Annotated in this window: 12 protein-coding genes; 9 read left to right on the top strand and 3 right to left on the bottom strand. The window is 48.9% G+C overall.

Annotation, left to right across the window (positions count from 1 at the left end; all coding sequences use genetic code 11):
- The first annotated feature begins 104 nt into the window (after positions 1-104).
- Positions 105-830 carry a transporter substrate-binding domain-containing protein gene (locus CEQ32_RS15885; RefSeq protein WP_037428341.1) on the top strand — a complete coding sequence of 242 codons (726 nt, stop codon included), beginning with the start codon at positions 105-107 and terminating at the stop codon, positions 828-830.
- Between the two features lie 24 nt (positions 831-854).
- On the opposite strand, the gene CEQ32_RS15880 is transcribed toward CEQ32_RS15885, so the two are convergent.
- Positions 855-2,213, bottom strand: a complete 1,359-nt coding sequence (locus CEQ32_RS15880) for an isochorismate synthase MenF (RefSeq protein ID WP_037428343.1) — start codon at positions 2,211-2,213, stop codon at positions 855-857.
- A gap of 419 nt (positions 2,214-2,632) precedes the next feature.
- Between CEQ32_RS15880 and CEQ32_RS15875 the strand changes: the two genes are divergently transcribed.
- The 8 genes from CEQ32_RS15875 to CEQ32_RS15840 all read left to right on the top strand — a co-directional run bounded on the left by CEQ32_RS15875 (position 2,633) and on the right by CEQ32_RS15840 (position 10,545).
- The gene (locus tag CEQ32_RS15875) at positions 2,633-4,816 is read left to right on the top strand and encodes a TonB-dependent receptor plug domain-containing protein (protein WP_047533775.1); all 2,184 of its coding nucleotides are present in this window, start codon (positions 2,633-2,635) and stop codon (positions 4,814-4,816) included.
- Between the two features lies 1 nt (position 4,817).
- Complete coding sequence (locus tag CEQ32_RS15870) at positions 4,818-6,182, top strand: ATP-binding cassette domain-containing protein (protein WP_088586417.1); 1,365 nt, start codon at positions 4,818-4,820, stop codon at positions 6,180-6,182.
- Positions 6,172-6,855 (top strand): energy-coupling factor transporter transmembrane component T, encoded by a 684-nt coding sequence (locus CEQ32_RS15865; protein ID WP_088586416.1) that lies wholly within the window; start codon positions 6,172-6,174, stop codon positions 6,853-6,855. The genes CEQ32_RS15870 and CEQ32_RS15865 overlap by 11 nt, the downstream gene beginning before the upstream one ends.
- On the top strand, positions 6,852-7,394 hold the full coding sequence (locus CEQ32_RS15860) for a core component of ECF transporter (RefSeq protein WP_088586415.1): 543 nt from the start codon (positions 6,852-6,854) through the stop codon (positions 7,392-7,394). The genes CEQ32_RS15865 and CEQ32_RS15860 overlap by 4 nt, the downstream gene beginning before the upstream one ends.
- Before the next feature lie 15 nt (positions 7,395-7,409).
- Entirely contained in the window at positions 7,410-8,147 is a 738-nt protein-coding gene (locus CEQ32_RS15855; RefSeq protein WP_037428353.1) for a DNA-binding protein, read from the top strand.
- A 7-nt stretch (positions 8,148-8,154) separates the two neighbouring features.
- Complete coding sequence (locus CEQ32_RS15850) at positions 8,155-8,397, top strand: hypothetical protein (protein WP_055647188.1); 243 nt, start codon at positions 8,155-8,157, stop codon at positions 8,395-8,397.
- A gap of 217 nt (positions 8,398-8,614) precedes the next feature.
- Positions 8,615-9,805 (top strand): HD-GYP domain-containing protein, encoded by a 1,191-nt coding sequence (locus CEQ32_RS15845; RefSeq protein WP_037428357.1) that lies wholly within the window; start codon positions 8,615-8,617, stop codon positions 9,803-9,805.
- 104 nt (positions 9,806-9,909) lie between these two features.
- On the top strand, positions 9,910-10,545 hold the full coding sequence (locus CEQ32_RS15840; protein WP_088586414.1) for a paraquat-inducible protein A: 636 nt from the start codon (positions 9,910-9,912) through the stop codon (positions 10,543-10,545).
- A gap of 48 nt (positions 10,546-10,593) precedes the next feature.
- Here CEQ32_RS15840 and CEQ32_RS15835 read toward each other — a convergent pair whose 3' ends face one another.
- Together CEQ32_RS15835 and CEQ32_RS15830 are read right to left on the bottom strand one after the other, a co-directional pair.
- Positions 10,594-10,899, bottom strand: a complete 306-nt coding sequence (locus CEQ32_RS15835; RefSeq protein ID WP_011627657.1) for a DUF3240 family protein — start codon at positions 10,897-10,899, stop codon at positions 10,594-10,596.
- Positions 10,896-13,949, bottom strand: coding sequence for an efflux RND transporter permease subunit (locus tag CEQ32_RS15830; protein ID WP_088586413.1), 3,054 nt, complete (start codon positions 13,947-13,949; stop codon positions 10,896-10,898). Before CEQ32_RS15830 ends, CEQ32_RS15835 begins: the two co-directional genes overlap by 4 nt.

The raw sequence follows: 13,949 nt of genomic DNA, 5'->3' as shown, positions 1-13,949 counted from the left end.
CTTACGGTTTATATTTCAAGCAATTTAGCCGCGAATACTGCGCAAACCTAAGGCATAGGGATCGAAATTGTCCTACACTTTCTAAGAAATGTTAGGAGAAACCGATGAGATTATTTCTTGCCGCCTTGTGTGTTAGCTTATTGAGTTTCTGTGCTTTCGCGACTCCCAATAAGCCGGTCGTGGTGCATCTTGTCACAGCCTCTTGGGAGGGTTTTGCTAATCCTGATGAGACGGGTTACTACTTTGATCTCCTCAGGCGTGTCTTTCCATCACCGGAATGGCAGGTCGATGTGCAGTTTATGCCTTTTGCTCGTACCTTATATCTGATTGAAAGCGGACGGGTTGATATGGTTCTCAGCGTGTACAAAGGCGATGTGAAAAATAGCCTACTGAGTGAAAATGCCGTTGAGCTTGATTCAATTGATGCCGCAGTAACGCCTCAAATTGCAGCAACTTGGGCAGGGATGGAGAGTTTATCCCATAAGCGAGTCCAAGCCATGCTGGCCTATCGTTACAATATGCTGACTTCCATACCGATGTTTTACGAAGAAAGTAGCGACATGCTGAGTATGCTCAATAGTGTAAATGCGGGACGAATCGATGCAGTACTGGATTACAAAAAGAATATGGAGGCGCTCATTCCTGAACTGAGGGCGCCACAAACGTTTGTGATTATCCAAGGCGTGTTAAATGCAGAAACTTTTTTTGCCTTTGCCAATACCGAAAAAGGACAAATGCTAAAGCAACATTTTGATATTGAACATAAAAAAATCATTGACTCCGGTGAGCAGGATAGGCTTTACACCGAGACCAAAGCAAAGGGTTTTTAATGTTTTGGCATCAGTGTTAAATGTTTATAGTTCAATCAGAATCGACATTATCGTTGCAAGTTTATTCTCTAGCTCTTGCCACTCAGCCTCGGGATCTGAACCTGCAATAATGCCCGCACCCGCAAACAGATTAATTTTACCTGGCTCAATCAATGCACTGCGGATGGCGACTGAAAACTCACTCTCATCTTGATTAAAATATCCGCAAGCGCCAGCGTACCAGCCTCGCATATAGCCTTCCCGCTGGCGAATGAACTTCATTGCAGATTCTCTAGGGAGGCCTCCCACCGCGGGTGTAGGATGCAGTGCTTGTAACAGCTGAAAATCGTTCACGCCAGGCTTTAACTCGGCACGAATAGCGCGGTGCAGATGCTGAATATGATTTAACTTAAAGATTGTGGCCGCTTCTTCTGCACCGACATACTGACTCAAAGGCGTGAGCATATTGACTATGTGACGGCGAACAAGCTGATTTTCAACACTATTTTTATTGTCTTCCAGCAGCGCATTGGCTAGTGCCACATCTTCTTCTTTATTTAATCCGCGAACTGTCGTGCCCGCTAATGCCTCGGTAAACAATTGTTGCCGACGACGACGAAATAAGCGCTCTGGGGAGCAGGAGATATAAGTACGCTCAGGGCTAAATTGGAATCCAAATTGAAAGCTATTGGGGTTACGGCCTTGCCAGCAGGCTAATACCATCCAAGGATCAACTTGCTCGTTAACCTTAAGCTCTGTCAAACGTGAGAGAACGACCTTGGGCGTATCTTGATTAAATTCAGGCTCAACGACTTGTTCGACTAAGGTTTTCCAACGAGGAAAGTCCGGAATATCTTGGCGGCTCACTAGGGTGAGTTTATTGGGTGGCGCCAAGGGGCGTGCTGGCATAACCGCTTCAATAGCGGCAATCGCAAGGTCGATCTCATCGATAGGATTGTTATCGGCAAAATTAAGATTTACCCGCAAACTAAACTGATCCGCACTGCGTCTAAACTCGATTCTGGGTAGTACAAATCGGCTATTACCAAACTCAGGCCAAGATTCAATGCTGCGGTCAAAGGCTACACCGCCATAGTATCGAATGTCTGGATTGCTAGATAAAACACGTTGCCGTTCGTAAACACTGGCCAGCTCGTTATCCTGGACGCCAGTTTCAAATTTTATGTCTTTACAAGCACCTATGGCTGCAACTTCTTCAATTTTGTCACGCCCATGCCAGTAGATGCGTGGATACTGAGTTTGTGATGCCAACCATGAAATCAAAGGAATAGAGACAGTCGTTAAAGATAGCTGCACTATCGGCTCCGACGCTGGAACCTGTTTCATTTGAATGAGTTTGTCGATGAGAGACTTAAGGTCTTCAGACAGGGCATGAGCAGGCAAGTAAAACTCCAAAGATAACGGAATGAAGGTAGTGGCTGAAGTTCCGGTTCTCAGCGGTGAATATGAACTAGGTTAATGCATTCTTTTTAAAGTCATTTACACCAAGTTGATTAGAGCGTGTAAATAAGAATCTTTCGCTCAAATTAAAGGCCGAGGCCGTCAGTGTCAAGAAGCAAGCCATGAGTGTGTGACTTTTACCATAGTCTCATTTTAAGACGCAAAAAAATGTGACCAAGATGGGTCTTTTTGTCGATACCGTTGGCAGTGTTGGACATTTTGTCTCTTTGTGACTAAAGGCGTGTTCCATTTGCCGTAATTAGTCGATCTGGGTTGGTTTTTAATTTTTTTTTGGTTGAGACGGAATTATCTAAGACCACAATAGGGAGCACATCTTAAATTTCCTCTATGACAACAATAATATGATTACCAGACAAACGATTTTTAGAGTGTCGTCCTTAGCGTTAGCGATTGGGCTCAGTTTAACGGCTCACGCCGATGAAATCGCCCGCGATCCCCTGCTAAATGTGAATGAAGTGATTGTAGTCCATGGCGAAGGCGCCGATGCGGAGCAATTGGCGACCACTCATTGGAGCATCAATGAGGCCGAAATCCGTGCTTTGGGTGCGCAGACATTAGACCAAGTGCTGAAGAATGTGCCCGGGGTTTATATCCGTGTGGGTGGTGATGGCACCCCTAGGGTCGATATCCGTGGTTTTAAGACCCGCCATGTCACTCTGTTGGTAAACGGCGTGCCCATGAGCAGTGCCGACGATGGGCAGTTCGACCCAAGCGTGATCCCAACCAGCCAAATTGCCTCGGTTGAAGTGTCGGTCGGCCCGACTTCAGTGCTGTACGGCCCAAGCGGTGCCGGCGGGGTGATCAATATTATTACTAAGCAAGGCAGCACTGCGCCCGCCTTGTCTGGACGTGTAGAAGCGGGTAAAGACAATACCTTTAATGGCGACATCAGCGCCGCAGGTTCGGGTGATGATTGGCAGGGATTAGTGAGTGTTAGCCGTCAACAGACCGATGGTTTCCCGATGTCGAACGATTTCGAGCCGACCAAATATCAAGACGGTGAACTGCGTGCCAACTCAGATAAAGAAGTCACCAACGTTTATGCCCAAGGTAGTTACTGGTTATCGGATAAGACCCAACTGATTGCCAACGCGGCACTGCGTAATGGCGAATGGGGCAAACCTGCCCGTGATGGAACTGGCAGTGGCAAACTTAAGTATGAGCGCACCGACGATTACGATTCACATACCTTCCAGCTCGGCTTAGCCCATCAGTTCGACGATACTTTTACCCTGCGAGGTTTTGGCTATCACAATCAAAGCGATACCTTAGAAGCCGCTTATGCCGATGAAACTTATTTGGCATTAACGCAAACTCAAGACGGTCGCTCCGTGGTTCAAGGGGTCAATTTACAGCTGATCACTGATTTTCATAAGGCCGGGCTGTTAACCACCTCTGTGATTGCTGAAGAGCAGAGCTGGAAGTCTGTAGTGGACACATACTCCAGCAATACTGGTAGTGGTACGGGGAATAACTCGGGCACTGGTTCAGGTTCTGGCGGTGGCACTGGTAGTGGTGGCGGAACAGGTTCCGGCGGTGGCACTGGTAGCGGTGGCGGAACAGGTTCCGGCGGTGGCACTGGTAGCGGCGGCGGAACAGGTTCTGGCGGTGGTACTGGAAGCGGCGGTGGAACAGGTTCTGGCGGCGGCAATGGTAGCGGTGGCGGTTCTGGTGGCGCTGAAAACCTAAATGATTCTGCATGGTTATATACTGCGGCGGCCGAATATCAGTATCAATCTGAGCACAACTATGGCGTTACCTTAGGTGGAGCTTTCCATTCACTCGATGCCTCTGATGGCACGGATGATAATTACTCGGCAATGGCATCTAGCTACTGGCAAGTGGTACCCGATTCACGTTTAAGCCTAAGTGTGGCACGTAAAGTCCGTTTCCCTTCCATGGTGAACTTGTACTCGCAATCATCGGGTAACCGTGATTTAGAAGCAGAAGAGTCTAAGCATGTTGAGTTGGGTTTAGAGCAAAACTTACCCGCCAGCACCGACTTCTCGCTCTACGGTTATTACACGGACGCGAAGAACTACATTGCCAAAGATACTGCGGGTTTCTACCAAAATATGGGGCGCTATGAGTTCAAAGGGATTGATTTTCAAATTAATAACCATGTGATTGAACATTTGGATCTGAGCTTCTCCTACAGCTACTTAGATTCAAAAGAAATGGAAGGCGATGATACCTTAGATGCGCTGCAATACCGTCCTCGTCACCAACTGCGCTGGCAAATGAGCTATGAATTCCCATTCGAGACACAAGTCCACCTCAATGTGGAACGTATCCTCGATCAGGTTTATGCGACTCAGGTGAAGGTAAACGGACAAAACCAGTATCAACAGCAATCGTTGGATAATTACACCTTAGTGGATATCAACTTAGTGCAGCCGCTGATCACCGATAAGTTAGACGTGTATCTGCGTGCCACTAACCTATTGGATGAGAACTACTACCAGAGTGAAGCCCTGCCTCAGGCTGGCCGTCAGTTCTTCGTGGGTGTGAACTGGCAGATTTAAGATGAAATTACTCGAGCTCGACGGTGTCAGCTTTAACTATGGCAGCCAGCTAGCCCCGGTTTTACAGGAGCTTAATCTCTCGATTGGCGCAGGCCAATGCCATTGTGTGAGTGGGCCCACGGGCTCGGGTAAATCGAGTCTATTAAATCTACTGGCGGGCGTACAGAATCGCCCGCATGAGGGCGATATTTGGCGTCACCCAGAGTTGGTTACTGGCTTAGTGATGCAGGATCCGCAAACTCAGTTACTGCGGCAGACTGTTGGGGCCGAAGTCGCCTTCGCCTTAGAGAATCTCGGCATCCCCGCCGAGAATATGTTACCTAAAGTGCAGTTAGCGCTGCGACGCGTCGGGCTGTTTTTACGGCTCGACACCTCAGTCAGCACCCTTTCCCTCGGTCAAAAATACCGTTTGATGATTGCCGCACAGTTGGTGTGTGAGCCGCATTTACTCTTGCTCGATGAGCCATGGGCGCAGCTCGATGACCATGGCGTGAGTGAGCTGTTAGCGGTATTACGTAATCTAATTGCCGAAGGCATGGCATTGGTGTTGGTGGAGCATAATGCGGCGGCCTTTGCCGAGATTATCCAGCATTATTGGCAATTAGAGGCAGGCCGTTTATCCGAGGGGATATATACCGTCAGCGATGCCACCGTGCAGGAAGCGCCAGTGAGAGCTTGGGGAAGTACACATCACTTAGGCAAAGTACAGGTGAGCGCCGAGGCGTTTGATTTCTGCTTCGATGGTTGTCAGCCCTTGTTTAGCTGTCCACAAGGGTTTGAATTGCACGCCGGCGAGATAGTGACCTTAGTGGGGGATAATGGTGCGGGTAAAACTAGCCTCTTAAAATCCATCGCGGGCATGCTGCACTTAAAGCAGCGTTTGCCACTCAAGGTGCTAGGCCGTAAACCTAAACTCGGTGTGTACGGCGCCGAGTTAGGGTTATTGCTGCAAAGGCCGAGTCGACAACTGTTTGAAACCAGCGTGCTGGCCGAGATGCAGTTTAGTTTGAATCGTTTCGAACTGCCTAAAGAGCGTGCCGAGCAAATGCTGCTCGATCTCGAATTGAGTGCGCTGGCCGAACAGTCGCCTCATAAGTTGTCCTACGGTCAACAGCATCTTATTGCCTTGGCATCATTAGCCTGCTTGCAGCCTAAGGTGTTGCTACTCGATGACCCACTCGCGGGCATGGATAAAGAGTACTATCGCAAAGTATGGTATCTGCTCAAGCGCCTCAGTGCACAAGGTTGCGCCATTTTAATGAGTAGTCACAGAGTAGTCGTGCATAGTGCCGTGTCTCGGCAACTCAGTTTACACAATGGGTTGTTGACGGAAGACACTCTGATGGAGGAGCGCTATGTGGGTTAGTTGTCGTCGATGGCGACTACGTGCCCGCCGGCGTTGGAGTCGCGAGAAGCAAGAAACTACGCTATGCGCGCTGTCGCTGTTTTTCGTCTGCGTACTTTCCGCCTGCGCTTTTGTATTGCCCGCCGATTTATTGCTGCCGCTGGCGGCCGTGAATGGCTTGCTAGTGCTCCATGGCTTAGCGCGCCGGGGCAGTATTATGGGCGTGGTTAAACTCGGTGTGATTCAACTGACGATTACTTTAAGTCTTTATTTATTGCTCTATGGCGTTGATCACCTCGCCCAAGGCGCCGTGGTGGTGGGACGCATTATTTTAGCGACTATCCCCGGCTGGTGGTTGTGTATCACGGCGGCGCCCGAGCGCATTGGCGAAGTATTAAGTGCATTTTTGCCGAGCAAATGGGCCTTTGTGGTGGCCGCATCTTTGAGTTTGCTGCCCTATATGGCGGAAGAAGTGCGCGAGATTTACCAGATCCAATGTCTGCGAGGCGCGCATATTACCCCTAAGGCGCTGCGAAATCCTAAAAATTGGCCTGAGCTAGTGTATTGCGTGCTGTTTCCTTTATTAATCCAATTACTTAAATTATCTCGCCAGATGGCGGTTGCGGCCCAGAGTCGTCACTTTGGCAAGAGTACGCGTGTCACCCATTGGCACTCACCGAGAGACAAAAAATGAAGAAAAAACTTCCTCTGAGTTTGCAGGACTCGCTGTTTATTGGTTTTTGCGCCACTTTGCTGGTGGCATTGACGAGTATGTTAAGGCTTAAGCTCGGGATTTCTGGCCATAGCATGTTTTTGATGAGTTTCTTCTATTTGATTTGCTACGGCGTACTTGGGCGTTTTGGTAGCATGATTGCCTGTGGTGGTGTTGCAGGGCTAGTCGCGATGGCGCTCGGTGTTGGTAAGGGCGGCCCAATGATTTTATTGAAGTTTATCTTACCTGCTATTGCGATGGATCTGGTGGCCTTGTTGCTACCTCTCACCTTAAGCCTGTACTGGCGCTGCGTGATTTTAGGCATTATTGGCTGTATGGCCTGGGCGATCAAAGTGGCACTCACGAATGTGTTGGCGGGCATGGCGCTCGATGTTGTACTGATCCAATGGGGTGCTAGCGTGCTTAAGGGTGGATTTTTTGCCACCTTAGGTGCCCTGCTGGTGCCTCCCGTGCTGCATAGGCTTAAAGCCCATGACCTCCTCCACCGTGACAAGTTTTAACTGCTAGGAATACCGATGAAAAATTGGCTTATTTGTATCGATGATACCGACGACATTGGCACTAAAGGCACAGGCGAGATAGCTGAGGAAATTGCACATTTGCTCGCGCAAAACTCGGGTGGCAAGGCTTCCTTTGTGACGCGGCACCAATTATTTGTGCATCCTGATATTCCTTACACCTCTCACAATAGCGCCATGTGTTTTGCGTTGCAGTCGCCGTTATCACAAGCCGAGATCTATCGTCTGGCGGTCGCGCATCTGGTGGCTGAATCTGCACCTAAGGCAGATCCTGGGATTGCAATTTTGGATGTCGATTCCGACTATGATGTGAACGCGCTGATAGACTTTGGGCTCAGAGCCAAGTGTGAAGTCATTACCAAAGCGGCCGCCTATCAGCTTGCTGAGCAGTTACAGATTCATCTGACTGAGCACGGTGGTACTGGTCAAGGTGTGATTGGTGCTTTGGCTGGGCTTGGATTGCGGTTAATGGGCAATGATGGACGAGTGAAGGGCCAAATCAAACTCGGTCAACTTGAAGAGGTTTCCCTTGAGCTACCTGTGGCCGATATCCTCGAACAAACCGGCTTGGATGCGGTGATGAGTACCGATAAATACCGCTTGGCCGCAGACGAAAAAGTCCAACTCAAAGGCAAAGTAAAAGCTGTCTATCTTGAACATCAATTTGTTTTATTAGTCGCGAAGGACGGTGAGCTGTGGCGTAATGCTGGCAAGCAAGCCTTGCAGGACTATTGAGGTGGGAATGGATCAAAAGTTACTCAAGCTGTTTGAATATGAGACTGAACGTTGGATTTTTCGGGCGGGTTTACAGCAATATTCAGAAGCAAGGCGGGCGGCGCGGTTGTGCACTCATTTTGCTCCAGATGATGAAGATGAGCAGATAGATGATGATCTTCATTCCTGCTATAACTGCCAATATCGCCGTTGGATGGTGGCAAGCTTCGAATGTGTAATATTAAAAAATGCTATATTATTAGACGATTAGCTCGCTCTTGAGTAATGGCATAGGATTCTACTAGGTTTTTGTCTTGTTCTTTGATGCTAATCATCAAAGCATATGGTGCTTTTATCTTCCTCAGCATAGAATGCGCGTTATACTGTCCTATACTTCCAGGAAGTAAACAACGGCATCGTGCGCCCAATCGTGCGGCATGTTACGTAGTCGATAGCAGTAATATTCTCTATGCCTTGGGGTTGCTAGTATGAGTGAGTCGGCAGAATCGGTTGACCTAATCAAATTGCCAGTGTCGAAATTGACGTTGGGAATGTTTGTCACAGCAATTGACAGAAATGATCAGGGCCGGTTGGCAATTGCAAATGCTGGACAAATCAAGCACAAGGACTCGATTCTAAAATTATCAAAGAGTGGCATCAAATATGTTTGGGTCGATACGGAGCGTTCGGCTGAACATTGTGGTTTTAAACGTAAAGCCAGCAACGATAGCCTATCAGAAGTTAAAAAATCCCTACTGACCCGTGAGAAGCAACAAGCGCAGGCGAAGGTCATTTTGACCGAAGCGAAGGATCTCATTCGCAAAGTACTCTCAGAAACATTCGAGGGTAAAGCGATTGAAGTCGCTCCTTTTGAAGCACTTGCTGACAGCATGATCGAGTCAGTGTTGTTGGATGAAGACGCCCTAAAGTGTATGTCAGCACTGCGCACTAAAGATGCTTATCTGTTAGAGCACTCAGTGAATGTCGCCTTCCTGCTCGTTACTTTCGGTAAATACCTTAAACTCGACCGCGCTATGTTAAGAGAAATGGCGGTGGGCGGCATTTTGCATGATATCGGCAAGATTAAGGTCGACAATAAAGTCCTGCATAAACCGGGCAAGCTCACGCCTGAAGAATTCGAGCATATGAAGTTGCATCAAGTATATGCACTTGAAATAATGAACGAAACCAAAGGGTTGTCTCAAATAAGTAAAGATATCTGCCTAATGCACCATGAAAAATTAGATGGGCGGGGCTATCCAAGGGGATTAAAGGGAGATGAGATACCTCGCCACGGTCGGATGAGTTGTATTGTCGATATATTTGATGCCTTAACCGCGACGCGTTGCTACAAAGAGGCCATGAGTCCTGCGGCCGCCTTTAAGATCTTACTGAGCTTGACGCCATTTCACTTAGATCAAGAGCTGGTTTATGAGTTTATTCGTTGTATCGGTGTATATCCTGTAGGCTCTTTAGTCGAATTGTCCGATGGTCGAGTTGGTATTGTTTGGACCTCCAAGGATAGAGATGCATTACATCCAATTGTGAAGTGTTTTTATTCTCTAAAAGCAAAGCGTTACACTGAAGTCGCCATGGTAGACCTTCTTAAATCAGACCTTCACATTGAGCGAGGCGTATCGCCAAGCTCCTTAGATATAGATCCATCACCCTTTTATTGATTGCCCAAGTTGCACTTGATATCTACCAAGATCTTAAGTGCCATTCATTGCCCCCGCTGCGCCAAAAGCCTTACACTGGGTGAAAGTTTGCTTTGGGCTCAGTTATGAACAGTGTTCGTCAATCTCTCCTTCCCATTCTCGTTATTCTGCTGTCTTTAGCGCTGTTAATTCCCGGCGTGACTCAACCCATTTTGAGCCTCAATGGCAGCATAGATAAGGCCAAACTCACCGAACAAGGGATTGAGCAGGTCGCACAAAGTTTCGATGAGAACTCGGGGCGCGACAGTGCCCGCGGCATGTTAAATATGGTCAGTGGCCTGTTGGGGCTGAATAACCTCAAAGGAGAGGTGGAGGTGCTGCAGCAACCCCGCAGTATCTGGAGCACAGTCACCGAATTATATAACTCTGGCAATGGCTTAGTGGCCGGTCTGGTGATGCTGTTTAGTATCATTATCCCCGCAGTGAAACTCAGTCTGATGTTGGTACAACAAAGCGTGAGTTCGGTTGCGCTGCAGTGGCGCATTCATCATCTAGTGTCTGCGCTAGCGAAATGGTCGATGGCCGATGTGTTTGTGGTGGCCCTGATCATTACCTTTTTGGCGGGCAATGCCTCGGGTGGCATGGGCGAAATGCTAAAGACCAAGGCGCAGTTTGAAAGCGGATTCTACTTCTTTACCGCCTATTGCATCCTCTCCATCGTCAGTGGTTACTTAGTGCGTCGCCCAACCCCGATTCTGTAGTTAATCAAAGGGCATACACATACAGAAGGTTCCGTATGCCCTTTATCGTTAGGAAAGCGTGCCGTTTTGATAGATGGGCATAATCCAATAACGGCATGGGTTGTGTTTACAGACCTTTGCTAGTGCTTCAAGCAGGGCGCTTTGCTGGCTTGCAGGGTGCATAATCTCAAACTTACAAAACTCCCGATAACCTTCCACCTGTTCCTTGATATTGAAATGGCTGTGCTCTCGGCTAAATCCGCAAATATTGCCCAAGCTAAAGCCGGATAAAAACTCCAACTCAATCAGAGTGTCGACTATATCGTCCTTAATATCGTTTTGGGCGATCAGGACTAGCAGTTGTTCCGTGCTCATCGGCGTTTCTCCAGCCAAAAATACAACATGGGCAGTAAATACAGGGTCGTAATGGTCGATGTGAGCAATCCACCGATCACCACAATGGCCAAAGGTTTTTGGATTTCAGCACCAGGGCCCGAGGCGAACACTAAGGGGATCAAACCAAACATGGCGGTGGTGGCCGTCATCAGAATGGGTCTGAGTCGCCGCGCGGCACCCTGTTCGACTCTCTCCCTGAGGCTGCCAAATAAGTATTTGGTTTGTTCGTAATAACTGACCATCACTACGCCGTTAAGCACGGCGACACCTAGCAGGGCGATAAAACCTACTGAAGCGGGCACCGAGAGGTACTCCCCCGAGAGATACAAGCTGACGATACCGCCCATCATAGCGAACGGGACGTTAGCGAGGATTAATCCCGATTTTGCTAGCGAGCCAAAGGTGGTGAATAAAATCAAAGTGATCAGTGCGATAGCTATTGGGATCACCAGCAACAAATTGCTGGTGGCGCGCTGCTGGTTTTCAAACTCGCCACCGAAGCTGACGCTATAGCCGCTTGGTAGTTTGATTTCCTTGGCGATTTTGCTGTTAAGCTCTTCCACAAAGCCCACAATATCCCGCCCTTGAACGTTGGTGGTGATTACCGAAAAGCGATTTCCCTGTTCCCGCTCGATCAGGATAGGGCCCTGTTTATAACTCAATACTGCCACGTCACTTAGGCGTTTCAGGGAATGATCTGGCATTACCAATAGCTGATTTTGCAGTTCGTTGATATTGCTGATCTGCGCCTGATTATTGGCGATAAGCACAGGCGTGCGCTTCTTCCCTTGCAGCACCTCGGTGACGACCACACCTTCGAGTTGGCTCTTGAGGTAACGGGCAAATTCCATAGTGCTCATCCCAAACCCACGGGCGAGCTCGTTATCTAAGGTGAGATTAATAAAGGGGCTGCCTTCAATCATCGCCATCTTAACGTCGACACTGCCCTGAGTTGCAGTGACCAGTTGTTCTATTTCGCTGGTGAGTTTTCCTAAGGTCTCGATATCATTCCCGAATACTTTAATCGCGACATCCCCAATACTGCCTGTGAGCATTTCGGAGACACGCATCTGTATCGGTTGCGTAAAGTTAAAGTTCACGCCGGGATATTTAAGCAGCACAGTGCGGATGGCATCGATAAGCTGCTCTTTAGTGGCAAAACGCCATTCGCTGCGGGGCGCCAGCTCTAAAAACACATCGGTTTCGTTCAATCCCATGGGATCTAAACCAATCTCATCGGCACCAGTGCGTGCCACCATCTGTTTGATTTCGGGGATTTGGCTTAGCAGTGTTTGCTGGATCTGTTTATCGATAGCGATGGAGGCGTCGAGGGAAATCGAAGGGGATTTCTCTAACTGGAGAATGATGTCGCCCTCATCTAAGGTCGGCATAAAGGTTTTCCCCACCAGACTAAATAGGCCCAGACTGACGATCAGCAAGCTAAAGGCGGTGAGCATAAAAGGTTTTTGCCAACCAAAGCAGGCTTTTAGGCTTCCAAGGTAAAGATGCTTGAGCTTTTCGATGGCCTTAGGTTCTTTCGCGGCCTTTTCGTTAACGAGGTATGAGGCAATCACGGGGATCACGGTCAGCGATAACACCAGCGCCGACAGCATGGCAAACACTATGGTGATGGCGACTGGGGTAAAGAGTTTGCCTTCTAAACCACTGAGGGTGAGCAGTGGCGAGAACACTATGATGACGATAACCGTGCCCGAGACTACGGGAATGGCGACGTCTTTGGTGGCGCGAAAGATCAAGTGTAAACGCGGCAAACGCTGTTTAGTGGCGATTAAATTCACCATGTTTTCAACCACGACCACGGAGGAGTCCACTAACATGCCGATAGCGATAACGAGGCCTCCAAGACTCATCAAGTTAGCGGAGAGATTGAAGTAATCCATCATCAAAAAGGTGAACAGTGCGGCTAGCGGTAGCGACAGGGACACCACTAACGCGGCGCGCACATTACCTAAAAACAGTGCCAGCAATACGATGACCAGCACTACGGCCTCGAATAGCGCATTGGAGATGGTCTCAATAGCGGTATTGATCAGGTTAGCGCGGTCGTAAAAGGTGTTTATCTGGCTGCCTTCAGGGAGAGTCAGGCTGATTTGCGCCAGTTTTTCCTTAATGTTGTTAACCACTTGTGCCGTATTGGCATCCTTGAGGGCAATGATTAAGGCTTCGGCGGTTTCGTTACCATCCTTAGTGACGGCGCCGTATCGCGCAAGGTGGCCTATCTGGATATCGGCGAGATCCTGCAAGCGGTAGACCTTGGCATTATCGGCTTTGATCACTAGCAGTTTAAGCTCGTCGATATCATCGATGCGTCCCTCGGAGCGCACTATGATGGTGTCTGTACCTATGGTGAGCTTACCGGCACCTTCGTTGTGATTATTCTCCACAATTGCCTGTTGTAGCGCGGCAAAGCTCACACCCGCAGCCGCCATCGCCGCAGGATTGGGGCTGATGCTAAAACTCTTGGCATAACCGCCGAGGATATTCACATCGGCAACACCCGGCACTGTGCGCAGCAGCGGCCGAATTTCCCACTCGAGTAATTGACGTCGCTCCAGTAGGGAAAGATTGGGGTTTTCGAGTGAAAACATAAAGATTTCACTCAGCGGCGTGCTCATTGGCGCCACACCGCCACTCACACCTTCGGGAAAACTGTCCCAGACCGCCGAGAGGCGCTCGCTCACCTGTTGGCGCGCCCAATAGATATCCGTGCCTTCTTCAAAATCGAGGGTGATATCGCTAATGGCGTATTTAGTGGTCGAGCGCAGAATCGATTGCTGCGGAATGCCGAGCAGCTCGGTTTCAATCGGGACGGTAATCTGGGCCTCGATTTCCTCCGGCGTCATGCCGGGAGCCTTGAGGATGATCTTCACTTGGGTTGGGGAAATATCCGGAAAGGCATCCAAGGGAATGGCAAACCAAGCTCGTGCGCCAGCCAACATGAGGATCAGCGCCACAATCAGCACAAAAAGTCGCTGAGTGAGCGAAAAACGGATCACAGAGGTGAGCAT

It is taken from the genome of Shewanella sp. FDAARGOS_354 (assembly GCF_002209245.2).
GTDB lineage: Bacteria > Pseudomonadota > Gammaproteobacteria > Enterobacterales > Shewanellaceae > Shewanella > Shewanella xiamenensis.
Note: the sequence above shows the minus strand (reverse complement) of the source record. Positions and strands in the feature narration are given on the sequence as shown.